24 protein-coding genes are annotated in these 25562 nt (G+C 70.8%); 8 read left to right on the top strand and 16 right to left on the bottom strand.

Annotated elements, in window-relative coordinates; genetic code table 11:
• Positions 1-47: 47 nt before the first annotated feature.
• From OG272_RS01275 to OG272_RS01255, 5 genes are all read left to right on the top strand, one after another.
• Positions 48-1391 carry a dicarboxylate/amino acid:cation symporter gene (locus tag OG272_RS01275; protein ID WP_405892208.1) on the top strand — a complete coding sequence of 448 codons (1344 nt, stop codon included), beginning with the start codon at positions 48-50 and terminating at the stop codon, positions 1389-1391.
• Positions 1388-2200, top strand: coding sequence for an amino acid racemase (locus OG272_RS01270; protein WP_328222164.1), 813 nt, complete (start codon positions 1388-1390; stop codon positions 2198-2200). Before OG272_RS01275 ends, OG272_RS01270 begins: the two co-directional genes overlap by 4 nt.
• Positions 2201-2222: 22 nt before the next feature.
• Positions 2223-2906 (top strand): GntR family transcriptional regulator, encoded by a 684-nt coding sequence (locus OG272_RS01265; RefSeq protein ID WP_405892207.1) that lies wholly within the window; start codon positions 2223-2225, stop codon positions 2904-2906.
• Between the two features lie 517 nt (positions 2907-3423).
• Positions 3424-3693, top strand: coding sequence for a hypothetical protein (locus OG272_RS01260; protein WP_328222162.1), 270 nt, complete (start codon positions 3424-3426; stop codon positions 3691-3693).
• Positions 3694-3893: 200 nt separating this feature from the next.
• On the top strand, positions 3894-4289 hold the full coding sequence (locus OG272_RS01255; RefSeq protein ID WP_327731890.1) for a GNAT family N-acetyltransferase: 396 nt from the start codon (positions 3894-3896) through the stop codon (positions 4287-4289).
• 52 nt (positions 4290-4341) lie between these two features.
• Here the strand turns inward: OG272_RS01255 and OG272_RS01250 are convergent, their stop codons facing one another.
• The 4 genes from OG272_RS01250 to OG272_RS01235 all read right to left on the bottom strand — a co-directional run bounded on the left by OG272_RS01250 (position 4342) and on the right by OG272_RS01235 (position 7215).
• Positions 4342-4500 (bottom strand): SDR family oxidoreductase, encoded by a 159-nt coding sequence (locus tag OG272_RS01250; protein WP_327731892.1) that lies wholly within the window; start codon positions 4498-4500, stop codon positions 4342-4344.
• The gene (locus OG272_RS01245; RefSeq protein WP_327731893.1) at positions 4488-4811 is read right to left on the bottom strand and encodes a hypothetical protein; all 324 of its coding nucleotides are present in this window, start codon (positions 4809-4811) and stop codon (positions 4488-4490) included. The genes OG272_RS01250 and OG272_RS01245 overlap by 13 nt, the downstream gene beginning before the upstream one ends.
• Positions 4812-4911: 100 nt before the next feature.
• Positions 4912-5562 carry a hypothetical protein gene (locus tag OG272_RS01240; RefSeq protein WP_328222161.1) on the bottom strand — a complete coding sequence of 217 codons (651 nt, stop codon included), beginning with the start codon at positions 5560-5562 and terminating at the stop codon, positions 4912-4914.
• Positions 5563-5964: 402 nt separating this feature from the next.
• Positions 5965-7215 carry a glycosyltransferase 87 family protein gene (locus OG272_RS01235; protein WP_328222160.1) on the bottom strand — a complete coding sequence of 417 codons (1251 nt, stop codon included), beginning with the start codon at positions 7213-7215 and terminating at the stop codon, positions 5965-5967.
• A 500-nt stretch (positions 7216-7715) separates the two neighbouring features.
• Between OG272_RS01235 and OG272_RS01230 the strand changes: the two genes are divergently transcribed.
• Positions 7716-8177: a VOC family protein gene (locus tag OG272_RS01230; RefSeq protein WP_326573367.1), complete on the top strand. Its 462-nt coding sequence runs from the start codon at positions 7716-7718 to the stop codon at positions 8175-8177.
• 268 nt (positions 8178-8445) lie between these two features.
• Here OG272_RS01230 and OG272_RS01225 read toward each other — a convergent pair whose 3' ends face one another.
• From OG272_RS01225 to OG272_RS01185, 9 genes are all read right to left on the bottom strand, one after another.
• Positions 8446-9183, bottom strand: coding sequence for a hypothetical protein (locus OG272_RS01225; RefSeq protein ID WP_328505239.1), 738 nt, complete (start codon positions 9181-9183; stop codon positions 8446-8448).
• A gap of 260 nt (positions 9184-9443) precedes the next feature.
• On the bottom strand, positions 9444-9827 hold the full coding sequence (locus OG272_RS01220) for a helix-turn-helix domain-containing protein (protein WP_326573363.1): 384 nt from the start codon (positions 9825-9827) through the stop codon (positions 9444-9446).
• Positions 9828-10069: 242 nt separating this feature from the next.
• Positions 10070-10888 (bottom strand): family 3 encapsulin nanocompartment shell protein, encoded by an 819-nt coding sequence (locus tag OG272_RS01215; protein ID WP_405892206.1) that lies wholly within the window; start codon positions 10886-10888, stop codon positions 10070-10072.
• Positions 10889-10920: 32 nt separating this feature from the next.
• Positions 10921-11625 carry a sulfotransferase family protein gene (locus OG272_RS01210; RefSeq protein WP_327731900.1) on the bottom strand — a complete coding sequence of 235 codons (705 nt, stop codon included), beginning with the start codon at positions 11623-11625 and terminating at the stop codon, positions 10921-10923.
• A 47-nt stretch (positions 11626-11672) separates the two neighbouring features.
• Positions 11673-12656: an aldo/keto reductase gene (locus OG272_RS01205; protein WP_327731902.1), complete on the bottom strand. Its 984-nt coding sequence runs from the start codon at positions 12654-12656 to the stop codon at positions 11673-11675.
• A 14-nt stretch (positions 12657-12670) separates the two neighbouring features.
• Positions 12671-15688: a non-ribosomal peptide synthetase gene (locus OG272_RS01200; protein WP_405892205.1), complete on the bottom strand. Its 3018-nt coding sequence runs from the start codon at positions 15686-15688 to the stop codon at positions 12671-12673.
• Positions 15689-15745: 57 nt separating this feature from the next.
• Positions 15746-16993 (bottom strand): NAD(P)/FAD-dependent oxidoreductase, encoded by a 1248-nt coding sequence (locus tag OG272_RS01195; protein ID WP_405892204.1) that lies wholly within the window; start codon positions 16991-16993, stop codon positions 15746-15748.
• Positions 16990-18429: an MFS transporter gene (locus OG272_RS01190; protein ID WP_405892203.1), complete on the bottom strand. Its 1440-nt coding sequence runs from the start codon at positions 18427-18429 to the stop codon at positions 16990-16992. Before OG272_RS01190 ends, OG272_RS01195 begins: the two co-directional genes overlap by 4 nt.
• Positions 18426-20060: an AMP-binding protein gene (locus OG272_RS01185; RefSeq protein ID WP_405892202.1), complete on the bottom strand. Its 1635-nt coding sequence runs from the start codon at positions 20058-20060 to the stop codon at positions 18426-18428. Before OG272_RS01185 ends, OG272_RS01190 begins: the two co-directional genes overlap by 4 nt.
• Before the next feature lie 413 nt (positions 20061-20473).
• Here OG272_RS01185 and OG272_RS01180 point away from each other — a divergent pair, with 413 nt between their 5' ends.
• Positions 20474-21271, top strand: coding sequence for a hypothetical protein (locus tag OG272_RS01180; protein ID WP_326573347.1), 798 nt, complete (start codon positions 20474-20476; stop codon positions 21269-21271).
• Positions 21272-21324: 53 nt separating this feature from the next.
• Positions 21325-22422 carry an aldo/keto reductase gene (locus OG272_RS01175; protein WP_328222154.1) on the top strand — a complete coding sequence of 366 codons (1098 nt, stop codon included), beginning with the start codon at positions 21325-21327 and terminating at the stop codon, positions 22420-22422.
• 116 nt (positions 22423-22538) lie between these two features.
• On the opposite strand, the gene OG272_RS01170 is transcribed toward OG272_RS01175, so the two are convergent.
• From OG272_RS01170 to OG272_RS01160, 3 genes are all read right to left on the bottom strand, one after another.
• Positions 22539-23465: a GNAT family N-acetyltransferase gene (locus OG272_RS01170; protein ID WP_327731910.1), complete on the bottom strand. Its 927-nt coding sequence runs from the start codon at positions 23463-23465 to the stop codon at positions 22539-22541.
• A 12-nt stretch (positions 23466-23477) separates the two neighbouring features.
• Positions 23478-24350, bottom strand: a complete 873-nt coding sequence (locus OG272_RS01165; protein ID WP_405892201.1) for a DUF6202 family protein — start codon at positions 24348-24350, stop codon at positions 23478-23480.
• A 62-nt stretch (positions 24351-24412) separates the two neighbouring features.
• On the bottom strand, positions 24413-25531 hold the full coding sequence (locus OG272_RS01160) for a DUF6421 family protein (protein ID WP_326573339.1): 1119 nt from the start codon (positions 25529-25531) through the stop codon (positions 24413-24415).
• Between the last annotated feature and the right edge of the window lie 31 nt (positions 25532-25562).

Raw genomic sequence — 25562 nt, 5'->3', positions numbered from 1 at the left:
ACCAACATGCAGAACGCAATATATTGCGTATGGCAGGAGGTCTTCTCGTGAACACCGCTCGTCCCCGCCCCGCCGACCCGGCCACCCCATCGCCCCGGCCCTCGGGATTCCTGCGGCGATGTCTGCGGATGCCGATCGGGATCCAGTCGATCGTCGCCGTCGGTCTCGGAGCCCTCATCGGATCCCTCGCCCCCTCCGCGGGCGAGCAGATGAAGATCCTCGGAGACGTGTTCCTCAACATGGTGCAGGTCGTGGTCCTGCCCCTGGTCTTCCCGTTGATCGTGCTGGGCATCGCCCGCATGGAGTCGGTCAAGAAGGTCGGCCGCATCGCCGGCAAGGCGATCCTCTACTTCGAGATCGTCACCACCCTCATCCTGCTGATCGCGGTGGGCCTGGCCAAGTTCACGGGCATCGGCAAGGGCGCCCCCGTCGAGGGTTCCGACGCCAAGGACCTGGACGGCCTGAGCCAGGGCGTCGACTTCCACGAACTGGTCCTGCACGCCTTCCCGAAGAACATCTTCGCCGCGTTCGGCGAGGGCAACCTGCTCGGCGCGATCGTCTTCGCCCTCCTCGTGGGCGTCGCGATGGCCGCGATCGGGGAGAAGTCCGAGCCCTTCGCCGCCGTGCTGGAGTCCGTCGCCTCGGTGATGTTCAAGGTCGTCGGCTACGTCATCCGGATCGCCCCGCTCGGTGTGCTCGGCTTCATCTCCTACGACGTCGCCCACTACGGCTTCGGCAACCTGCGCAGCCTGATGGGCTTCATCGCCGTCGTCTACGCGGGACTGGCCATCGTCGTCGGCGTGCTCTTCCCGCTCATCGCCGCGATCTACCGCGTCCGCTACGTCCACCTGCTGAAGTCCATCGCCGGTCTGGCCGGGATCGCCTTCGTCACCCGCAGTTCCGAATCGGTGCTGGCCCCGCTGATGGGCAAGCTGGAGGCGTTCGGCCTCAGCCGCTCCACGACCTCGTTCGTCGTCCCCCTCGGCTACTCCTTCAACACCGACGGCTCCGTTCTCTACCAGGCCGCCGCCCTGGTCTTCCTCGCCAACGCCTACGGCGCCGACACCTCCCTGCCCGCCCTGCTGCTCATGGTCGGCGTGCTGGTGATCCTCTCCAAGGGCATGGCCGGCGTCGCCTCGGCCTCCATCGTCGTCCTCCTCGCCGCCGGCAACTCCATCGGCCTGCCCGCCGAAGGCGTCGCACTGCTCCTCGGCGTGGACTTCATCGTCGACATGGCCCGCACCGGCGTGAACGTCATCGGCAACTCCCTCGCAGCCGCCGTCGTCGACAGCTCCGAGAACCGGCGCGAAGCCAAACGCGGCACCGGCGAGGCCGCCCCTACCCCGGCCCAGCCCGAGGTCGAGGCCCTGCAGAAGGAACCCGTCCAGTGACTGCCCCCACCAGCGCCCCCGCCCACACCCCCGCCCGCGCCACTGAGATCATCGGCATCCTGGGCGGCATGGGCCCGGCCGCCACGGCCGACTTCTACGCCAAGCTGGTCTCCATGACGCCCGGTTCCAGCGACCAGGACCACCTTCGTGCGGTCATCTGGTCCGACCCGACCATCCCCGACCGCACCGAGGCCCTGCTGGGTGACGGCCCCGACCCCACTCCCTGGCTGCTCGACGGCAGCCGTGTCCTGCGCGAGGCCGGCGCCACCGTCATCGCCATCCCGTGCAACACCGCGCACGCCTTCGTCCCGCGCATCGCCGACCATGTCGGCCTGCCCATCGTCCACATGATCGGAGAAGTCGCCCGGCATCTCACCCTGCTGAGCCCGCGCATCCACACCGCCGGACTGCTCGCGACCACGGGCACCGTCCGTGCGGGCCTCTACCAGGAGTGGCTGGACCGCTTCGGGATCCGCCTCATCCTGCCCGACGACATTGTCCAGGAACATGAGGTCATGACCGCCATCCGCGCGGTGAAAGCAGGCGCCCGCGACGACGCGACGACCGCGTCGCTGGCCCGCGCCGCACAGCGCCTGACCGAGCAGGGCGCGCAAGCGGTGATCGCCGGCTGCACCGAGATCCCCCTCGGGCTTCCCGTGGACGCCGTGGCCGTACCCCTCGTCGATCCGGCGCTCGTGCTGGCCCAGGCCCTGGTCCGCCGGGCCTTGGCCGAAGGCGGAGCCGTACAGGAAGTCGTACAGGAAGCCGTACAGGACGCCTTACGGCGAGAGACCGTACGGGGCGAGTGAGTGGCGATGTACTGTACGCAATATGTCACTTGACCGCCCTGTCTCTCGCCGCCTCCTCAGCGACGAGGTGTTCCACCGCCTGCGCGACTCCATCGTGCGCGGTGAACTTCCCCCGGGCGAGAAGGTCAGGGACGGTGAGCTCGCCGAGCGCCTCGGCCTCAGCCGCACTCCGGTGCGCGAGGCGCTCGCCCGGCTCGCCGACATCGGCCTGGTCGAGTCCAAGCCCGGCGTCTACACCCGTATCACCACCCTCAACCGCCGTGATGTCGAAAAGACCCTCGCCGTCCTGCGCTCCCTCGATCAACTCGCCATCGAGACAGCGGTTCCGGTTATGACCGAACAGGACCTGCGGCGGATGCGCGAAGCCAACCGCGCGTTCGAACGTGCGGTCGCCGCCAACGACACCACCGCCGCACTCGCCGCCGACGACCGCTTCCACGCCATCCCCATCGCGGCTGCGGACAACCCCGTGCTCAGCCGGATCGTCGAGCAGCTCCACCCGCAGATCCACCGCATCCTCTACCGCAAGTTCTCCACGCTGCTCGGCGGCCGCAACACCATCGAGCACCACGACGAACTCATCGACGTCTGCGCCGGCGGTGACGCCCGCGCCGCCGGCGAACTCTCCGGACACCACTGGTCCGAACTCGGTGGCCACATCAACCAGCTCTTCGACACCAACCAGTTCGCCGAAACGGCCACCTGATCGTCGACTACTTGGCGCTGCCGGGTGTCCGTGCGGGTTGGTACGTCCTGATGGCCTTGGCGGTCACAGGTGCGGAACCGGCGGTCGTACCGCCGGACGCCGAAGACGCCGAAGACGTCGAGGACGCGGCCGTCACTGGAGCGAAGGCCGCCAATCTGGCGGGTGCCGCCGTCGCGGGGCTGCCCGCTGCCGGGTTCGTGCTGGTGCCCGTCCATCGGGCGCCCCGGGCGGCCGCCGGGGATGACGCCGTGCGCGCCGCCTGTCGGGCACTGGCCGGCCCCGAGGGGCGGGAGCGCCCACTGGTCGTATGCTCCTCCTCCGTGTACGGGGCACCGAGGAGTCCTCCATGGCGGGGCGGTTCGAGTCGTTGCTGGATGTGCGCGGCCGGGACGAGTGCTGCTCACCGCCTGACCCGACTGCAGGGTCGGCTGGAGCAGTCCGACGCCCGCATCGAGGAAGTGCGCAAGCGGCTCGAACAGCCCCGTGACCCGGTGCCGAGGCTGCGAGCACCACCGTGGTGTTCCGTGTCGAGACCTACGGCGACCAGAGCCCCCGGGCTGTGCAACTCGCCGCGGCGGACCTATGGGAGACATGCCGCCGCTCCAGCGCCGCCCGGAACGAGGACGCCACGCTGAGCCGCGTGGACGACGGTGTCTCCACCACACTCATCCGCCCCGCCCTGCCGTCCCACGACGTGCTGCGCCTGCGTGGCTGCCTGCAGGACGCCCACACCAACCGCACGAGCGCCGTCGTCCTGAGCGAAGGCCAGGCCGGACACCGGAGGTGACCAGCTACCGAGAGCCCTGCGCCCCGGGGCCTCCCCGTGGCGCACGGCTCTCGGCCACCTCGCGATTGCCTCCCCGGTAAGCGGATCGCGCTACCCGTGTACGTCGGCGCGACCGTCGTCTTCGGTGGGGTCGGCCTCGCGATCGGCGAACCAACTCGTTCTGGGGGCGCGTGCCCCGACCGGGGTGGAACGATTGCGGAATGACGATCACGTATGAGTGGCGAGGCGACTTCGCCAACAGCGCCCTCAACGCGCTCCACGCCGACGGCTTCGGCCACCCGGTCGCTCAGACCGACTGGCGAGGACGACTTGAGCGCCACAGCCTCGGCTGGGTCTGCGCGTGGGAGGACGGCTCCCTGATCGGCTTCGTCAACGTCGTCTGGGACGGTGGCGTCCATGCCTTCCTTCTGGACACGGTGGTCGCCCGGCATCGCCGCGCGGAAGGTGTGGGCGCCGCGCTGGTCGCCGCCGCAGCTCGTGAAGCCCGTGCCGCACAGTGCGCATGGCTCCACGTCGACTTCGAGGAGCACCTGCGGCCGTTCTACGTCGATGCCTGCGGTTTCAAGGAGACGACCGCCGGTCTGATGGCCCTGTAGCGCGGCGGGTCAGGGCCGGGTGTGTTCGGCCCTTACTCACCAAAGCGTCGGGTCAGCGGTCACGTACGGCCGCGTAGACGCCGCCGTCGACCAGGATGTCGACGCCGCTGAGGAAGCTCGCCTCGTCCGACAGCAGGAAGGCGACGACGGAGGCCATCTCCTCCGACCGGCCGGTGCGGCCGAGGGGCGTGGCGTCGATCAGCCGCCGCATCGACGGATGGTTGGCCGCCTCCTGCCGGCCCTGCGGGGTGTCGACGACGCCGGTCGGTGGTCCAGGACGAGACGGCGACCCCGGGTGAGATCCTTGTTCTCCGGCAGAGTGGCGTCCCAGACCATCAGATCGAACCCGGCCCGCCTGAGCCGTGCCACCCCCTCGGCGGCACCGCCCGCCGTGTCGACGCGGTAGCCCGCCGGCTCCAGTACCCGGGTGAGTCCCTCGACGTCCTGGGGATCGCCCGCCACGACGAGAACGCTCGGCCGGTCCCCTGGGGACGTCGTCGACCCCTCATCGTTACCGCGCATGCTCGGAACCCTTGTCGCAGCAGGTTGCGTGACTTACGCGAGCATACGGCCTGCTCGGTGCGGCCCCAGGCCACTTCTCCGGGGAGTGGAGGGCCCAGCCTCAGCCCTTCGCTTGCGCGGACTCGGACTCGGACTCGGCCTGGGGTGATGTGCTCGGCTCCTGTGCGTCGGGAGCGGTGTAGTAGACGGACGAACCCTGCCTGGTGCGCTGGGCGTTGCTCTTGGCCACCAGCCCTTCGAGGGTGGTGCGCACGACGTTGGTCTGGATACGGCGGTCGGGGTGAGCCTGGGTGAGCGCGGCGGCGACCTCGGCGGCGGAGCGCGGTTCGCTCTGTTCGGTGAGGTGGCGGCGGATGAGCTCGACGAGGGTGGGCTGGGCCTTCGTGGGGGCCGTGGTCTTGGCGGCGGCGGACTTCTTCGTCTGCTTGCCGCCCTGCGGGGGAGGGGGAGTGGCCTTCTTCGCGCGGGTTCGCTTGCCTGTTTCCGAGGTGGTGGCGGCCTTCTGCCGGGGTACGGAAGGTGCCGCGACCCCTTCGGCCTCGGGAGCGGCCTCAGGTGTCACGACACCGAGGGCCTGCTGCATGTTCACCAGCACGCTCTGATCCCGCTGCATGCCCTGGAGTTGCTCCTGCAGGGCGTCGATCTCCGCACGGAGACGGTCCTGCTCCTTGGCGTTGCGCTCAAGGTCGGCGGCGACCTGGGCGGTGTACTGCGCCTTGAGATCGGTTGTCTCCGACGGTGTTTCGGTCATGGCAGTTCCTCCCGGCAAACGAATGACGCTGTGTGCGGATGGTACTCACCATCGCGTCTCTTTCGGCGCGGACAGCACCTTTCCTTGCGACCGCCGACGGCGACGATGTCCGGGCCACGACCGTCGGACCCGGCCGCACAGGTCTTCCGCCACCACCGAACGCCCCGTACGTGGTTGACCCCGGGCGGGCGGTCACACAAGTGTGCGCGCGGGCGAACCTCTCACAGGAACAGCGGCGCACACATGTCCATCGGCACCACGTCGGGGTGCGTACGGCGGCCTCGACGCCTCGACGGCCGTAGGCGGCCTCACCCATCACGTCGATGTCGCCCTGCGCGGCCGGCAGGACGGCGAACACCGAGCGCACCATGTCCTGGTCGTCGACGAGGACCACGCGGATCGTCATGCGGCCCTGCTCTCACTCGTCCTCCGGCCATGCGCCCCTGCACCGGGGTGAGGTCCGGCGCCGCCGTCGGCGCGGCGCGGTGCGGTGGTGTGCGCGGAGCCGGTCACCGGCGTTGTCCTGTCCTGGCGGAACCACGCGGCCAGGAGCAGTGGGTAGACCAGGTATCCGAAGCGGGTGGCCGGCATGAGGCACATGGCCAGGCCGAGTCCGAGCGCCAGCCGGTCCGCCGCGGCGACGACGGTGCGCGGCGGACGCACGACCAGTGAGACCGCCATCGCTACGGCGGTCGTCACGAGCGCCGCGACCGCGACGGCACGCCCACCCCGCACATACGTGGCCAGCAGATACCCGGGCAGCGGACTGGTCGCCGGCGATGTCACGCCGGCCGCGCCGAGGGGAAAGAGCACCACGTGCTCGGTGAACGCCCGGGGATTGACCAACGCCACGGGCACCACCACGAGACCCGCCACACCGAGGGCGACGAGACCCGCGCGGGCGGCGGCCCTGCGGCCCGCCGTGACCGCGACCAGCGCCAGGCCCACGGGCAGCAGGGGCCAGGCGGTCCACTTCAGCGCCGCCGCCGCTCCCATGGCCAGACCCGCCGCCGTCCCGGATCCACCGAGTCCCGCGAGCGCGAGTGCCAGACACATCAGTCCGATCACCGGCAGGTCGACCCCGCCCACCGCCAGCGGCAGGGCGACCGCCGGAAAGCCCACCAGCAGCAGCACGGTGTTCGGTCGCCTCGTCCGGCCCGCCGCGACGGGCCCGCGCCCGGCAGCTCCATGGCGGACGGCGAGCGCCATGGTCACCAGGAAGGCCCCGGCGAACCAGAACCGGGCGTCACCGAGCGGTGTCCCGCCCAGCAGCACGTGAGGCAGTCCGAAGATCGCCATGCCCGGCAGATACGGGTTGAAGTCGTCGACCCGCAGCGGGTGCGCCGCGTAGGGGCTGCCGGAACCGAGGAGCAGACCGGCCGAGTGTTCGACGACACCGACCTCGGGCTGAGCCACCCCCAGCACCATCAGCACGGCCAGCGGAACGCCCACCGCCCCCACGAGCGCCGCGATCGCGCCGGTCCTGCTCCAGGAACGCGGGGCCCGACGGGTCAGCAGGGCCGCGGCGCCGTAGCCGACGGCCGCGCACCCGCCCCACACCCGATGCTCCTGGATCGTCGTGACCACCGCCAGCATCAGCGCGAACCCCGCGCACACCGACCAGTAGACCCAGTGGACACGGTCCCGGCGCACCCCCTCCCACCGACCTCTCCGACCAGCGGCCGGTGCGCCATCGCCCGAGGAAGCACCGGAAACGACCGGACGCGGGGGCGCGGCGAGGGGTGGCTGAAGCGGCATGGCCGTGCTCCTGACGGACGGGAAGGAAGAAGGCTCCAATCTCCCGTCGCGCCCCGGGCCCCGACCTCGGCCGATCGGTCAGGACTCGTCGGTTCCGGCGGGGAGCGGTCGGCCGAAAGTCCGAGGCTGGGACGTCGGCCGATGCATCGGGGGGCCGATGCCCGGCACCCGGGCCGGAGTGGCATCGGCCGGAGTGGCATCGGGCGACGTGGCTCCGGGCCGGAGCGCACCCGGGCCGGTACCAACGGGACTGGCCGTCGGGCTGCGTGGGCCGGTGATGAGTGCCAGGCTTGGCTGCGTCTCGGCGTTCGTCGGGGTGGCCGGCATGCCGGGTGGCGGCGAGGACCGTCACACGTCCCCGGGCACGGTCCTCGCTGACCGGAAGGTGGCAGACAGTGAGTGTGAAGCCCTTTTCCGAGGAGTATCCGCGTGTCACGCCGTACATCTGTGTCGACGGTGCGGCGGCCGGGATCGACTTCTACGTCGCTGTCCTGGGCGCCACGGAACGCATGCGGATGGCGGGACCCGACGGCAGGGTCCATCACGCCGAGCTGGGGATCGGCAACTCGATCGTCATGGTCGCGGACGAGTTCCCGGACCTGGGGTTCCGCGGGCCGAAGTCGCTCGGCGGCACGCCGGTGAACCTGTACGTGTACGTCGAGGACGTGGACGCGGTCTTCGCCGAGGCCCTCGCCAGGGGCGCGACGGAGCTGAGCGCGGTCAAGGACGAGTTCTACGGCGACCGGGTCGGGCAGTTCGAGGACCCCTTCGGTCATCGGTGGCACGTCGCCACACATGTGGAGGACGTCCCCCCGGAGGAACTGGAGAAGCGGGCCGGGAAGGCCATGTCCGGCTGAGAGGCCGGCCCGGCTCACTCGGTCGGCGCGCCGATCCGTAGCCGCTCGCCCCGGGGATCCCGTCGTGGCCGGTGGCGGCCTGCTGCGGTCTCATCGTCGCAGGCCGCCACCAGCCACCATGACGCCGACCGGTGCCGGTGGCGAATCTCTGTTGCCGAGGTGGCGCGCCGCCCGTGACCCGGAGGGCATGAGGCACTCCCTGTGCGGCTGAGGCTGCGTCAGTTCAGGCCCCGGATCGGGGCCGCATGAGCATCGTGTCGTCCAGTGCTCAGAGGTGCCGCATCCAGATGTTGGGCTCCACATAGGTGCCCTGATCGTCGGAACGGTCGATCCTAAGCGGACTCAACCCGTCTGGGATGACGTAGTCACCCGATTCGGGAAACACCATGCCGGTCCACCGCTCCCACTCGGCGATCGTGCCGGTCATGGTCTGCGACTCGGGAGCCGCCGCGAGGATGCGTGCTCCGAGACGCTGGTGCGTCCGGACCCATGGATCGAGGGCCGTACCATCCTCGCGGGTCCACTTCATGAACGTCTCGATGGAGGTCAGGGGATAGCTGGCCTTCGACGTCGGGCGTACCGGCGCGATGACATGTGGCCACCCGGCCTCCTCGGCGAGCCGACGCAGTGCGGTGAGTGTCTCCCCGGCCAGGCCGCGACCTTTGAGTGACGGGGAGACGATCGCCCCGCAGATCACCAAGGTGTCGGGGGCGATGCCCTGTTCTCGGCCCTCCACGGCGCGGATGGTCGCCTGGGTGTAGCCCGAGGGGAGTGTCTCCGTACGCCCGTCCCAGCGGATCGGTATGCCCCAGCCGGCCGCGACAGGAATGCCGTGCTCGTCCACCAGCGTGAGGTCGAGGTCGGCGAACCACTCCCTGATCCTTCCGATGTACTGCTTGGCCAGCCGATCGGCTGTGATGAACTCCGGGAAGCCCTCACTGAAGAGCTCTCGTATCTGCTCGTCGGGCCACGTACGTGCGTCGGTTCGCTCAACGATCAATGTCACCGGCCTGTTTATAGCGCACGCACGATCCACACAACAGGCATGGACCGGCCTCGCCGTGCCGTCACAACGGTGTGTCCGGCGAGGTGGCGATGGGGGCGTCCGGCCAAGACGAGTCGGGGTGCCTCGCGTCAACCCGCTCGTCAGGTCGACCGCGTCGCTGAAGACCAGCACACCGCCGGGCGCGATGTGAGCGGCTGTCCGGAGAGCGTGGCCGGTGGGCCGCCCGAAGCCCAGAACCCGGCCGGGGTGCTGGACGCCCGTCAGGTGTCGAAGCGGTGGCGGGCGTTCTCGATGTGGCCGAGGTGCTGGTGCGTCCAGCCGCAGAGGGCGTCGACGGTGGTGCGCAGGGCGCGGCCCGGCTCGGTGAGGGTGTACTCGACCCGTGGTGGCACGGTGGGGTGCACCTTGCGGTCGACCAGGCCGTTGCGTTCGAGCATGCGCAGGTTCTGGGTGAGCATCTTGTGGCTGACGCCCTCGACCTCGTTGCGCAACTCGCTGAAGCGCAGGGTGCGTTCGCCGAGCGCCTCGATGATCAGGAGTGCCCACTTGTTGGCGACATCCGAGAAGATCTCCCGCGCCAGGGAGTCCGCGCGCCTGAGGTCCGCGTCCTCGGGCAGGCCCTTGAGCTCTTGCTTGGTCCCCATCACGTTCCCCAGTCACCGAAAGTGCGTTCGTCCCGTTCGGCAGCCACTCTCCGACAGTTCCCGAGTAACCACAAGAGAGTAGAGCGGAGGTCGAGCAGCACGGGGTCCCCGCACTGGCCGACGTCGGCGTCGCCGCTGGCGAAGCAGTGGCGGGGACCCGACGGAGCACCGCCAGGTCCCCCAGGAGAACAGCCCGGCAACGGCCTGGACGGAGCCAGCACCTGACGCTGACGGGAGTCCGCTCAGGCGCGTACCGCGTGGAAGAAGTGGGTCGGCTGTCGCACGGCGACGCTCTCGTGGACCTCGGCGCAGACCGCCGTGCCCGGCCGCTCGAAGACGCCGGGCGGGGCCTCCGCGACCTTGATCACCGAGCGGCCGGCCTCCAGCAGCCGTGCGGCCATCGCGAAGTCGCCGACCAGCGCGGATCCTGGCGCCACATGCCGGTGGCGGCAGACCATCACCTGCTCGCGGGCGAGGTCGGCGAGGAGGCTGCCGGCGCCCACCAACTCCCCGTAGTAGTCCTGCGGGTTGATCATCAGGGCGTGGCCGGTGCCGCCCTGCTGCTCTATCTCGTTGAAGGCGGCGAGCACCCCGGCGGCGTAGGAGCCGGTGTACGGCAGCGTGGCCACATCCGGGTGGTCCACGATGTCCCGGGTCAGGGCGCGGTTCTCCGCGGTGCCGAGGCGGACCATGAGCCGGTGGTCGATGAACTGGGCCAGCGCGTCGGGCTGTCCGGCGAGTGCCTCGGGTATCTGCACCCAGGCGGTGATCGGCCGCACTCCGTAGGTGGCCGCCTCGAAGCGGTACGCGCTCTCCCGCAGTCCGCCCGACGCCCCCGGCACAGGGGGCCGGGTCTCGAACCACGACCGGACGGTCTCCGTCGTGACACGCTGCTTCTTGAACAGATTGCGGGCGGTCAGCCGCGGCCGGTCCTTCCCGGGCTGGAAGGAGTCGGTGATGGTGTAGTCGAACCGGACCTCGGCCTTGTCCGGGTCCTCGGCGAAGGCCCGGGCGAACTGCTCGCCCGGGGAAGCGGTGGTCGTCGAGCCGGTGGTCGTCATCAGGGCGTACGTCCTTGGGATCGGGGTGGGCATCAGAGCGCGTGCTCGACCAGGCGCTCGTAGTACGGGAGATGGTGCTCGTAGAAGCCGCGCAGCCGTGCGTCGTTGTCGACGGTGACGGCGTACTCCTTCTCCGGAGCGCGGAACCCCGCGCTGGCGATGGCGTCGAGGTGCCAGCGCCGGTTCTGCCGCCACTCGGAGCGCTCTCCGGGTTGCCAGTTCAACGCCTGGGGCAGGAACGGCAGCCCGACCCGCTCGCAGTACGCCGAGACGACCGCCGCCGGGTCGGCGAGCAGCCGCTCCGCGGTGACGACCACCGGGCGTCGGCCGGTGATCTTCCAGGCCAGCTCGTAGAGGGCGTACTGGTGCTCGTAACCGACCTCGTGGCACGCCAGTTCGGGCTTGACCGCGTGGTGCGAGGCGATGGTGCGGGCCGGATGGCGGACGATGAAAGTGTGCTCGAACCCGGCGATCCGCTCCGGATGGTCGAAGAGATGCCGGTAGTGGTATTCGAGGGTGTCCTTGAAGAACACGGGCCGGCGCGTGCCGAGCCGCGCGAGGTGGGCCAGCAGCTCGCCGGGGTCGCGCAGTGTCGCCTCCCCGCCGTCCGGGTCCGGGACGGACACTTCGCCGTGGTCGGTGAGCAGCACCAGCGGTTCGTGCACGACGGTGAGGTCACCGCGCTCGATCATCATGCGGAGGAAGGCGGTGGAGACCGCGCGCGGGTGCGCCCACATCGCGATGACGGTCGGGCGCGGCGTCGCTCGCGGGGCTGGGGTCCCGGTCACATCGACCATGCCGTCGGCTGCCGGTCCCAGCGGTGCTCGCGCAGTTCCGCCAGCAGCGCCGGGTCGAGCGGCGGGGCTCCGGAGACGGCCAGATTGGCGCGTGCGTGCTCGGGGGTGCGCATGCCCGGGATGACCGTGCTGACGGCGGGGTGGTGCAGGATGAAGCGGAGCGCGAGCTCGGGCAGGGTGACGCCGACTGGGAGGATCTTCTTGAGGAGATCGGCGCGTTCGACGGTCGGGCCGAGGTTCTCCGGGCCGAAGTAGACGGCGCGCCAGTCCTCTTCGGGGAACGTCGTGTCCCGGGTGAGCCGGCCGGTGAGGCCGCCCTCGTCGAAGGGGACGCGGGCGATGATGCCGATGTCGTCGCGCAGCGCCCGCTCGAACAGTTCGTCCTCCGGGGCCTGGTCGAAGATGTTGTAGATCACCTGGATGACGTCGACGAGTCCGGTGTCGATCGCGCGCAGGCAGTTGGCCGGTTCCCAGCGGTTGACGCTGATGCCGAAGCCCTCGATGACGCCCTCCGCCTTGAGGTCGGCGATGACTCGCTGCCACCGCTCGTCGTCGCTCCAGCGGTCCTCCCAGACGTGGAACTGCAGCAGGTCGATACGGTCCGTGCCGAGGTTCTCCAGGCTGCGGTGCACGTATTCCCGGATGTGGCCGGGCGGGAAGACGTCGTCGAGGGTGTCCTGCGGGCCGGGCGGCCACTCACGGTTGAGCGGCGGGACCTTGGTGGCGACGCGGAGGCGCCGGTCCGGACGCCGGCGCAGCAGGGCGCCGAGCAGTTGCTCGCTCACGCCCCGGCCGTAGACCCAGGCGGTGTCGAAGAAGGTGCAGCCCTCCTCCACCGCCAGGTCCAGACAGTCGGGCGCCGTGTCGTAGTCCCAGCCGGTGAACCCGCCGGGGCCGCCGCCGATGCCCCACATGCCGTAGCCGATCTCGCTGACCTGCCAGCCGAGCCGGCCCATGGTGCGATGGCGCATGTCGTCCTCTCGTTTCAGTGGGTGAGGGTGGTGCGGTAGGCGGCCAGGGCCGCCTCCAGCGGCGGTTCCCGCACGCCGTGCCGGGCATCGAGCGCCGTACAGGAGTCGCGGGTGAACAGGCCGGGGTTGTCGGTCAGCAGCCGCCGGAAGTCCGGCGTGCCGTCGCGCCCGGAGGCGGGCAGCATGGTCAGCACGGCGGCCAGCACGGCCGCGGCGGAACCCTCGTCCTCGTCGGCGGCGGCCCGCAGCGCCGCCATGAACTCCGCGGGCGGCACGGTCCGTTCGCCCCGCGCGAGACCGATCGCGGCGAAGTCCACACCGCCGTCCCGGAACACATGGTGGACGGCACCCTCGGCGGGTTCCGCGAGCCCGGCCACCAGCCGCGCGGCCGTCTCGTCCACGGGCGTGTAGTCCGACCGCATGGGCACGTCGGGCCGCAGACCCAGCCGGAGGAACGCCGACAGCAGCAGATGCGTCAGCGCCTTCGGATTCGGTACGCCGTTGTCGGCGGCCGGCATGATCTCGCCGAGCCGGTAGAGGGTCACCGGCGCGCCGAGCCGCCCGGCCGCGAGCACCAGTCGCTCCGCGACCCACTTCGAGCGGCTGTAGCCGCTCGTCGGCGGGACCGCCTCCGTGGGATCGAAGTCCTCGCCGAGGCGGCCCCCCGCGCGGGCCGCCTGCCGGTCGAGTACACCGAGGGTCGAGACGTGGTGCAGCGCCTTGGCCCGCCCGGACAGCGCGAACCGCAGCACCTCGACCGTGCCGGCGACATTGGCCGGGCGGTGGGCCCGGTAGTCGAGCAGGAAGTTGACGAGCGCCCCGATGTGCAGGACGGCGTCGCACCGGTCGGCGTACGACTCCCAGACCTCCCGCGTCCAGCCGAACCGGGCCCGGGCGAGGTCGCCGCGCCGGGCGTCGAGCCGTCCGGCCATTGTCTCGTCCCACAGGCCCTGCGCGCGCAGGGCTTCGACGAGCCGAAGTCCGGCGTGCGCGTCGTCGCGGGCCCGCACCACACACACCACCCGCGCCCCGGTGGCCGTCAGCAGTCGGTGTACGGCCCTGGCTCCCACGAAGCCGGTGGCCCCGGTGACCAGCACGGTGCGGGGTGGCACGGCCGGGCGGCTGCCCGTTGCCCGGCGGGCCGACGCGGCCAGCTCCTCCGGCAGTTCGGCGTCGCGCTCCATCAGGGCGGCGTCGTCGGCGGTGGAGGTGTCCGGGGTCCGGTCGTCCGGGACGGCGGCGGCGAGCGCCAGCGGTGTGCGGTGCGCGTAGAGGTCGGAGATGCCGACGCGCAGGCCGAGCGTCTCCCGGATGCGCAGGGCGGCGGTCAGCGCGGTGAGGGAGTCCCCGCCGTGGTCGAGGAAGTCGTCCCGGACGCCGAAGCCGGGCAGGCCGAGCACGGCGCCCATGACCCCGGCGACCCGCTCGGCGCGGGTGGGCCCGGCCGTGCCGCCGGGGTCGGAACCGGGGCCGGTACCCGCGCCGGACTCCAGCTTCTCCTCCACGATCGTGCGCAGCGCCCGCAGGTCGACCTTGCCGTTGTCGGTGAGCGGCAGTGCCTGCAGCACGAAACAGTGTTGCGGCACCTGGATACGCGGCAGCACGGACGCAAGATGCCCGCGGAGCGTCGCCGGGGTCGTGCCCTCCTCGGACGCTGCGGCCACGACCAGCCGGGTGCGGCCGGACCGCCGCAGCGTCAGCGCCTTGGCCTGGATGACGCCGGGACAGGCCTCGGCGGTCGTCTCGATCTCGCGGAGTTCGATCCGTACGCCGTCGACCTGGGCCTGCCGGTCCCGGCGCCCGGCGAAGCGCAGGAGCCCCGCGTCGTCGAACCATCCGAGGTCACCGGTGCGGTACAACCGCTCGCCGGGGACGCCGGGGGAGGTGTTGGGGACGAACGCCTCGGCGGTGCGGTCCGGATCGCCGAGGTATCCGGCGCCCAGGCAGGCACCCCCGATGAGGATCTCCCCGATGCCGTCGGCGTTCGCCCCGTCGATGACGGCGTAACAGTTGTCGATGGGCCGCCCGAGCGGGATGTGGTCGCCCTCGGTGCCGTCGACGCGGTGGAAGACCATGCCGATGCTCGCCTCGGACGGCCCGTACCCGTTGGTGATGCCGAGCCCCGGCACCAGTTCCCTCAGCCGGTGCACGGCGTGCGGGATGATCTCCTCGCCGCCGACGACCAGATGGCGCAGCGAGGCGATCTCGGCGACATGTGCCGGCTCGGCCTCCAGCAGGGCCACCAGCATGCCGAGGATCGCCGGCACGAAGTCGGTGACGGTCACCCCGTACCGGGCGATGGTGTCCACGGTCCGTTCGAGATCGAGGAACTCGCCCTGCTCGGGGATGATCGTGCGGCCGCCCGTCGTCAAGGGCCACAGCAGTTGCCAGATCGCGGAGTCGAAGGTGTGGCGGCTGTTCTGCAGCACCACTTCGTCGCCGGTGGCGCCGAAGTGGCGGGACATGAAACGGAACCGGTTGGTCAGTCCGCCGTGCAGGTTGACGGCGCACTTCGGGACGCCGGTGGTGCCGGAGGTGAAGACGCCGTACACCGGACGCCCGGCGGCGGGCCGTGGCCCGGGGCGTTCGGTGCGTGGGGTGATGGTCCGGTGGGAGACGACACGGGACGGCCGGTCCGTGCGGACGACGGGCCCGGTGGTCAGTGACAGCGGGGGATCGAGTACCTTCAGGACGGTGCGCAGCCGCTCCTCCGGCCAGGCCGGGTCGCAGGGGACGAACACCGCGCCCAGTTTCATCAGGGCGACCATGCACAGCGGGAGTTCCACACTGTTGCCGATCAGGAGCGGGACGAAGTCGCCGTCACGCACACCGGCCGACGTCAGCTCCGCGGCGAGCCCGTTGGCGAGCGCGTCGAACTCCGCGTAGGTCAGGGTCGTCTCGGTCTCGCCCCGGTGGACGAGGGCAGTACGGCCTGGGGTGCGGTCGGCCTGCTCCTCGATGAGGGCCGCCACCGGACGGTACGGTCCGTGGTCGACCTCCGCGCCGGCGACCTGCCAGTTCGCTTCCGACATATCCTCCGAGCTCTCTGCTGATGCTGATGTGGGATGGGGGCGCCAGAGAGGTGGCTGTCACGACCGGCCGGTGCGGGCAGGGGTGACGCCCGCGACGGCCGTGGTGAGCCCGGGTGGTGGCTCGTGCCCCGCGATGAGCGCGGCGAGCAGCGCGCCCGCCGCGGGGGCTGTCTGGATCCCGTAGCCGCCGAGTCCGGCGAGCCAGCAGAAGCCGGGCGCGTCCGGGTCGGGGCCGATGACGGGGGTGTCGTCGGGCGTCGAGGTGCGCAGCCCGGCCCAGGCCCGGCGGATGTGCCGCACCGGCAGCGCCACCACCGCCCGGAACCGTTCGAGGGCCAGCGCCACGTCGTGGTCGTCGGGCCGTACGTCACCGGGCGGGACGGGCGTGGCATCGGCGGGCGAGATCAGCAGCCCACCGGACTCCGGGCGGGCGTAGAACGTGTCCGCCACGTCGGCGATCATCGGCCAGCCCGCGACGCCGGCCGCCGTACCGCCGGGCGGGCCCTCGGCTCCCGGGCGACGCGGGTGGGGCGGCCCCGGGTGGCCGCGGCCCAGCTCGTCGCCGGAGCGGTCCGCCGGTGCCCGGTAGGCCGACGCCCGGTCCTCCGGGACGGAGGCGAGCGCCGCCGTGCGCCGGTACGACACCAGGCCCTGGACGGCGACACCGGCCGACACCGCCACCTGATCGGCCCAGGCACCCGCCGCGTCGACCACGACCGGCGCGGAGAACTCCCCGGCCGCCGTGGCGGCGTGCCACCGCCCTCGGCGGAAGGTCAGGCCGTGCACCCGTGCGCGGGTCACGACAGTCCCGCCGGCTGCCTTCAGACCACGCAGGAAGCCCTGGAGTACGGCGTCCGTGTCGATGTCGCGGGCCCCCGGCTTGTACAGCGCGCGGTCGAAGGCACCGGGCCGCAGCGCCGGGCACAGGGCGAGCGCCTGGTCGCGGTCCAGCTCGACCACCGGCCGCGGAGCGGTCGCGCCCGAGGCCTTCGCGGCGTCGAACTCCCGCCCGGTGTCCGGGGTCCCGAGGGCGAGGACACCACGCGGCCGCAGCAATGCGGTGACGGGCGAGAACCCCGCCGGAGGTCTCTCGTAGAAGGCGCGGGACGCCACGGTCAACTCCCGTACGACGGTGGTCCCGTAGTACTCGGAGAAGAGCGCCGCCGACCGCCCCGTCGCGTGCGTGCCCGGAGCCCGCTCGGCCTCCAGCAGCGTCACCCGGCCGCCGGAGCGGCCCAGGAAGTACCCGGCCGCGGCGCCCGCGATGCCTCCCCCGACGACCAGGACGTCCGACAAGCCGCTCACCGGCCCTTCCTGGGCAGGGTGGCGGCCGCCACGCACAGTGCCAGCAGGGTGAGACCGGCCGCCACGGCGAACCCCCGGGCCACCCCCGTGGACAGTCCGGCCCCGGCCTCGCCCGACCCCCCGGCCCCGGACGACCACGCCACCGCGCCGAGCACCGCCAGTCCGGTCGCGCCGCCGATCTGCCGGGCCATGTTGACCAGTCCGGAAGCCGCGCCCGAGTCCTCGTCGGCGACCCTGGAGAGGGCGGCCAGAGTCAGCGGCACCCCGGTGACGCCCAGACCCGCGTACGTCAGCACGGTCGGCACCAGCATCCCGGTGGCGTAACCGTCCGACTCGCCGATCCTCGCCAGCCACAGGATCCCGGTGGTGGCCACCAGTAGACCGCCGCAGACCAGCGCGCGGGTGCCGAACAGTGCGAGGAGCGGGGAGCCGGCCTTGGCCCCGATGACGAGCAGGCAGGTCAGTGGGAGGTAGACGAGCGCGGTACGCAGCGGACTGTAGTCCCAGACCTGCTGCAGGAAGAGGGTGAGGAAGAAGAAGATGCCGAACACGGCTGTGCTGATGAGCGCCGTCACGGCGTAGGTGCCCAAGCGGGTGCGGTCGACGAACAGCCGTAACGGCACCAGCGGTTGGGCGCTGCGCCGCTCGATCAGCACGAACACGGGCAGCAGCACGGCCGCCGTGCCCAGTGCGCCCAGGACCGGGGCCGAGGACCAGTTGCCGCCCCCCGAGGCGCCGTCGATCAGCCCGAAGCACAGCAGGAGTGCGGCGAGGGTGCCGGTGACCGCGCCCAGGACGTCGAACGCGCCACGTGCGCGGGGTGTTTCGCGCAGCACCCCGGCGCCGACGGCGAGAATCGCCACGCCGAGCGGGACGTTGACGAACATCACCCAGCGCCAGGACAGATACACCGTGATCAACCCGCCGGCCAGCAGCCCCACGCCGCCGCCGGCCGTGGCCACGGCCGTGTACCAGCCCACGGCCCGGTTGCGCCCCGGCCCCTCCGGAAAGGTCACCGCGATCAGCGACAGCGCGGCGGGCGAGGCCGCCGCGGCGCCCACCCCCTGCGCCGTACGGCACACGGTCAGCAGCCACGCCTCGGTGGCGAACCCGCCGAGCAGCGAGGCGACGGTGAAGACCGCCACGCCGGTCATGAACAGACGCCGCCTGCCGAGGATGTCACCCGCCCGGCCGCCCAGCATCAACAGCCCGCCGAAGGCGATCGAGTACGAGGCCACGACCCACTCCAGGGCGGAGCCGTCCAGACGCAGCGACTCCTGGATGTCGGGCAGCGCCACATTGACGATGGTCGCGTCCAGCAGGAACATCAGCTGCGCCGAGGAGATCACCGCGAGCGCGACCGACCGCCGCCGGCTGCCGTTGTCGTCCTCGGGGGACTCCGAGGTGTCGGCGGCGGTGCGCGCGGACGCCGTCATCGGCGGGCGGCGTATTCGATCTCGAGACGATCGCGCAGGGGGTGCCGCAGCACCTTGCCCAGCGAGTTCTTGGGCAGCTCCCAGACGAACTGGACCCGGTCGGGCCAGAGCACCTTCGCCATCCGCTCGTCCGCGAGATGGCCGTGCAGCGTCTCCAGGGTGGGCGGCTCGCCCTCCGGCACGATGACGGCGCAGACCAACTCGCCGCCCGGGATCCGCGGGTCGGGGTAGCCGACGAGCGCGACCTCCTTGACGGCCGGATGCCGGGTCAGCACGGACTCGACCTCCAGGGTGGAGACCTTCTGGCCGCTGCCCCGGGTGATCTGGTCGACGCTGCGGCCGACGATACGGATGCCGCCCCGGCCGTCGTCACGGGCCAGGTCGCTGGTGTCGAACCAGCCGTCCTCGTCGAGACAGGCCTCGTAGACCTCGCGCCGGCCCAGATACCCCAGGCACTGCGAAGCCCCGCGCACCAGCAGCCGCCCGGCGTCGCCGCCCTCCTCGACGGCGATCCGCAGCTCCATCCAGGGCTCCGCGCGGCCGTCGCTGCGGCCTGCCCAGCCCTCCGGGTCGTCGTCCCGGGTCACCGTGACGGCCCCGTTCTCGGTCATGCCCCACAGGGCGCGCACGGGGATGTCGAAGACCTCGCGCACCTGGGCGATCAACTGCGGCTGGATGGGGGCGGATCCGGACACGATCTGCGCCACGCTCGCGGTGTCGCGCGGCTCCTTGCGCTGGGCGGCCAGCAGGTCGACGAGGTACGCGGGAGAGGCGTAGGCCCAGGTGACACGTTGGGCGGCGATGAGATCGAGAAGCAGTTCCATGTCCCGGTTGGCCTCCTGCATCACACAGGTGGCGTGCAGGAGCAGCGGCATGTAGCAGGCGTAGGTCAGCCCGGCCATGTGTGTGGCGAAGTTGGGGATGGAGATGACGTCGTCCCCGGTGAGCCGGTGGGGCTCGCAGACCGCGAGCACCGCCGCGTGCAGGGTGTTCTGGCTGTGCACGACACCCTTCATCCGGCCGGTGGTGCCGGAGGTGTAGAGCAGCAGCGCCGGGTCGTCGGGGCCCGACTGCTGTGCTGTCGGGAGGTCGTGCCGCTGCTCCCACGGCATCCGGACGAAGAACTCGTCGAAGTCGACCGCGCCGGTGGCGGCGGCGTCGCCCACCACGACCCGATGGGCGAGGGACGCGGGGGCCGCCTCGGCCAGCCGGGCGCCGTAGTCGATGTCGTCGAAGCGGTCGACCGTGACGCAGATCCGCGCGGCGCTCTCCTCCAGCACCTGGGCCAGTTCACGCACGTCCAGCGCGGGGATCACCGGGCAGGCGATGGCCCCCACCCGGTGGCAGGCCAGGTACAGGGGTGTCAGGACCCAGCGGTTCGGCAGGTAGAAGGCGACCACGTCGTCGCGTACGACGCCGAGTTCGGTGAGCGCGGCGGCGAACCGCTCGACCAGGTCGGCCAGTTCGGCGTAGCTCACCACCCTGGCGAGTTCCCGGCCCTCGTAGGCGATGACGGCGGGATGGTCCGCTTTGGTACGGGCCGCTTCGGCCAAGTCGGCCAGAAACGTTTCCTCCCGCCACCAGCCGGCTGCCCGGTATTTCGCGGCCGTCTCGGGTTCCGGAATAACCAACGTGTCCCATTTACCCACTGAAGCGCCCCCGCTCTCCGTACTTCGAGTCTTCGTACTTCGAGATTGATACGTGAGCACGAATCCGGTGGCCGAGCCTAGAGGATGACCGAAGGCCGCGGTAGGCGGAACGGGGAAATCCGATTCTGTTTATCAAACACACAGCGCCCTCACCCTTCGTTCAAAAGCGTGCAGTGTCCACGATTGCGGCGATCCGCGTCCCGTGCGCTTTAGCGATAAAGCACTTGACAGGCGGAGGCGGAGAGCGTGAGGCTGCCACGGCGTCCGCTCTGTCTACGGCAATGCGCGAGAGCACTGGAGGCACGGTGAAGATAGGCCTGCTCGGCTGGGACTATTCGGGAATCGATCCCGATGGCATAAGCCTGGTGGAGTACGGTCGGGAGCGCGGGCATGAAATGTCGTTCTTCACGCTCGAGGAGATCGCCTATCGCCCCGGCCCGTCCGGCGTGGCGCTCACCCTGGGCGGGGAGCCCGCGGAGGCCTTCGACGCCGTCATCAACCGCTCCAAGCTGTACGGCGACGACTGGCAGGACCGCGTCGAGCGGCTGACCATGCTCAGCGACGTGCCCGGCCTGCGGCTCTTCGACCCGGCGGACGTCTGGGTGACGGGATACAGCAAGTTTCTGATGGCCCAGCGGCTGGCCGCCGCCGGACTGCCCGTGCCGCCCATCCGCTCGGCGACCTCGCTCGCGGATGTCGAGGAGGCCTGCCAGGAGTGGGGCGAGGTCATCCTCAAGCCCTCCTTCGGCTATCGCGGCACCGACGTGGAACGCGTCGCCGACTTCGCCGCCGACAAGGCCGTCGCCGAGGACCTGCTGTCGCGCTACCCGACCCTGGTGTGCCAGCGCTTCTATCCGACGGCGGGCGGCGAGTACCGGATCACGGTCGCCGGGGAGGCCACCCCGATCAACATGCTCAAGCTCCCGGCGCCGGGCTCCTGGCGCTGCAAGACCATGGAGGGCGCGACCTTCGAACGGTTCGAGGCCCCCGACGAACTGGTCGAACTGTCGCTGCGCGCCACCCGGGCCATGGGCATCACCCTGGCCGGCCTGGACATCCTCCCCGCCCCGGACGGCTATGTGATCCTCGAAGTGAACCCGGTCCCCGGCTACCTCTCGATGCTGGGCAGAGAGCAGCACCGCGAGGTGCTCGGCGGTGTCTTCGACTGGGTCGAGGCGAAGACGTCCGCCTAGGCCCTGCCCCGTCCCGCCACCAGCTCAGTACTCGCCAGGACCCCAGGAGAGCCATGCGCTACATGACCTTCGGCCGGAACACCGGGCTGCGTGTGTCGGAGTTCGCCCTCGGTACGGCCAACTTCGGCGCGGGCGTCGGGGCACATCCCGAGGCCGCCGGACTCATGTGGGCCAGACGAGGCGACGGCGCCGGACGCGAGGACGCCCGCAAGGTCTTCGACCGGTTCGCCGAGGCGGGCGGCACCTTCATCGACACCGCCGACTGCTATCAGTTCGGCGAGTCGGAGAAGCTGCTCGGAGAGTTCCTCGCCGCCGACCGCGACCACTTCGTCCTGTCGTCGAAGTTCACCAACAGCGACTCCGTCCGCCCGGGCATCTCCGACACCGGCAACAGCCGCAAGAACATGATCCGTTCCGTCGAGTCCAGCCTGAAACGCCTGAGGACCGACCACATCGATCTGTACTGGGCGCACTTCCCCGACACGCTCACCCCCGCCGAGGAGATCCTGACCGCCGTCGACCAGCTCGTACGCGGCGGCAAGATCCTCTACGCCGGTCTCTCCAACTTCCCCGCCTGGCGCGTCTCCCGGGCCGTGACCATCGCGGAACTGCGCGGCTGGGCCCCCGTCATCGGCATCCAGACGGAGTACAACCTGGTCAACCGCACCGGCGAGCGCGAACTGCTGCCCATGGCGGAGGCGCTCGGCCTCGGCGCGGCCCTGTGGTCACCGCTGGGCGGCGGACTCCTCACCGGCAAGTACCGGCGTACGGCGGCCGGCTGGGTCAGCGACGAGAACCGCCGCCACCCCCGCAACGACACCGACCGGATCGAGGCGGTCGTCAACACCGTCCTCGCCGTGGCCGAGGAGACCGGACTCTCGGCCCCCCAGGTTGCGCTCGCCTGGCTGCGCGGCCGCGCGGCGGGCTCGACGACCGCGTTCGTACCGGTCATCGGCCCGCGCAGCGCCGACCAGCTCGAGGAGTACCTCACGTCCCTCACCGTCACGCTCACGGAAGAGCAACTGGCCCGTCTGGACGCGGTGAGCGCCGTAGAGCTGGGCAGCCCGCACGAGATCGGCCGTCTCGTACGGGACTCCCTGATCGGCGGGGACCCCGGCCGGGTGGTCGCTCCGGTCGTGCCCGTGGCCTGAGCCGCCGGGTTCGGACCGTGGGTCCGGTCCGAGGGGTCCGGCTTGTGGGTGCGGACCGCGTGGGCCCGTTCCGGGGATCGGCTTGTGGGTCCGGGAGTGGGAGTCGGTCCGGGAGTTCAGTCCGTCCACTCCGGGTGATGGTGGACGGGCGTCGGCTCCAGGAACGGCGCGGTGTAGAGCTGTGCCTCCGCCGCCTCCATCGGTTTCTCGCTGATCAGATGCGCGGCCAGCCGCCGCCCGGCGTACCCGAGGATGAGCGTCGGATCGCTGAGGGCCTTCAGACGCAGGACGAGATCGGCCTCGTCGGAGGCCTGGGGATCGGCGCACTCGTGGGAGGGCACCGCGCGGAACCCCAGCCCGGTCTTGAAACGGAGCAGCCCCGGCTGGGTCAGATGGCCCATCAGATTCGGCTCGTTTCCCAGCGTCGCCCGCGCATACCCCCTGGCCCGGGCCGCCCGCAGCACGGAGAAGTAGATGACGCGGGGAAGACTGGACCGCCGGTACGCCGCGCTCACCGCGGAGAACCGGAGCACCAGCGTGTTCACCGCCGGGCATTCGAGCGCGAGACAGCCGCCGACCAGCTCCTCCCCGTCGTACGCGAAGACCCCGAAGAACTTCCGCGGCCCGTGCAGGATGGCGTCCCGGTGGTCGAGCGCGAACGGGACGCCGTACCGCATGTCGGCCACCCGTTCCTGGTAGAGCGCGAGGAACCGGTCGAGCGTGTCCGGTGTCACCGGGTCCTCGACCGTCTCGCGCACGCCGGCCGCGGCTGCCTGGCGCCGGGCCCGCCGGACGGTCTGGCGCGCCGAGCGGTCGAGGCCGGCCAGGAACCCGTCCTCGTCCGCGCCGAGCTCCGCCACCCAGGTGAGGAGGGACGGCTTGCGGACGAACCCCCGGCGCGCGAGTTCGTCCCAGGTGTCGGCCGGGGGGTTGGGCAGTCGGACGACGTCGATGTACTGATCGGACCTGGTCCAGGGTTCCCCGGCCAGCTCCGAGGGCTCGATCAGGGCGAGCGCCAGGCCGTAGCGGTCCACGATCTCCATGGGCCGGGCAGGTCAGGCACGCGCGGCCACGGAGTCCGCGGCCCCGGGAGAGCCGACGGACTCGGGCGGGACGTCGGTGAGACAGCCGGCGAAGCACGCCAGAGCGCGGGACCAGTTGGCGGAGTACTCCCTGGCCAGGACGAGGAACTCGGCCGCCTGCGCCGGGTCCGTGACCACCCAGGTCATGCCGGTCTCGTCGTCGCTGACCTGCGCCGCGTGCACGGTCTCCGCCTTGATGTGGGAGTCGATCCAGGCGAACTGGTCGTTGTCGGCGAAGACCCGCTCCCCGTCCACCGAGACCTTCGCGTAGAGCCGACGGAAGGCCACGGCGATGTCCAGCGCGATGGTCTCCACCACCCGGAGCTGGATCGCCGCCCCGAGCGGGGAGCTCGCGAGCCGGTCCATGTTCGCCAGGAGCTCGCCGATGCCCTCGGGCAGCTTCGCCGCCTTCCGCAGCTCGTCCTCGCCCAGCCGTGCCGCCAGCGGGGCGACGATGGTGTCGTCCCACCACACGTAGTGGATGCCGGCCGGACCGCGCGGCGCGACGGCCCGGAACTCCGGGGCAGCGTTGTCGAGGTCGTCGCCGATCACCCGGTAGACCGTCTGGAAGGCGCCGAGGACGTCGTGCGTCGGCGCGTCCTGCGCCGAGAAGGCCCGGGCCATCTCGCCCATTCCGGCGATGGTGCTGAACATGAAGCTCTTGGTCATCGCCCGCCACCACACGCCTATGGTGAGCGCGGCCTGTGGGGAGACGGACACGGCGGTGCGTGCGGTGCCGAAGAACTCGTTGTCCGCCCGCCGCAGTCCCGCCCGGTCGATTTCCTGGTCCACCCGCTCGTCGAGTTCGGTCCGGTCGGAGAGGGAGAACTCGGTTGCAGCAGTCACGATCACTCCAGAGAAGTGTGAGTATGACGAGGTTCGCTGAATCGGCCGATACGTGGCCGGGGTCAGACGCCGAGTCGTTCTTTCACATCGGCGAAGAACGGGATGTAGCGGTAGTCGCGGGCCACGGGATCGTAGTCCGTGTACCGGTTGGTGAATTCCAGCAGCCGCTGACGGACGGCGGCGACCGGCTCCTCGTGGATCCTGCGCTCGATGTCCTGGATCGCGCCGAGGAACCGTGCCAGGACCACCGGGAGGTCCGGGCTCAGCCCGATCGTGCCGCCGGTCACCCGGATCCCGTCGTGCTCGCTCAGGTACCCGAAGAGCAGCTGGGAGGCGACGGCGTCGTAGTTGGGCCGCGGGATGCCCTCGACGGCGTAGCGCAGCAGCCGCTCGGCGAGGATGTACTCGTACGCGGTCCGCGCCTGCTCACGCGGGAGCTTGTGGTCGTTGAGCAGGACCAGCATCGCGGAGACGTCCACGCGCAGTTCTTCGAGTCCCGCCAGGGGTTTGTACTTCTTCGCCGACAGGAATTCGGGGATCGGCATGTCGCCCTGCCGGTGGTGGTATTCGTGCAGTCTCACCCACCAGGAAGAGGCCTGCTCCACCTGCTTGTCCGTCGCTCCCTGAAGGAGCGGGAAGCTTCCCTCGGCCATCACCGCGTCGATCATCTTCCGGGTGATCCGGTTGTGCCGTTCGACGAACTTGTCGATGAAATAGAAGATGAGGTCGTCCGGATCCTGGATCCCGTCGAAGTGGTTCTCCGGGAACAGGGCCACCACCACCCGCGACCGGAAGCCGTCGGACTGCCCTGTGACAGTGACCGGAGCGGTGTTGCTGTAGTACCGCTCGGCGAGGTGCGGGTCGGAGGGAAGGACCTCGTAGGTGAGGTAGTCGAGCGACAGGGACGGAAAGTACGAGGCGTCGAACAACGAGAAGATGTGGTTGTCCCGACGGCTGTTGATGTGTTCCTTCGTGGCCCGGAGTCTGGATCCGGGAACGAAGGTGCCGAGGTCCTCCAGAAAGGCCTGGACTATCGGCTGTCGCCGTAAGTGAGTGGATCCTTCGAGCCGGCGGGCCAACTCCTTGAGGGTGTCCGCCTCGCGGAACGAGGAAGGCGGTCCGAGCTCTCCCCGTAATTCATTGACTTCCGCGAACACCGAGCCCATGTCGACGTCGATCAACAAATGCCCCCTCCCCGTTAACTCCGGAGCA

This window comes from Streptomyces sp. NBC_00104, from assembly GCF_045160825.1.
Lineage (GTDB): Bacteria > Actinomycetota > Actinomycetes > Streptomycetales > Streptomycetaceae > Streptomyces.
The sequence above is the reverse complement of the archived record's forward strand: the minus strand, read 5'-3'. Positions and strand labels throughout refer to the sequence as shown.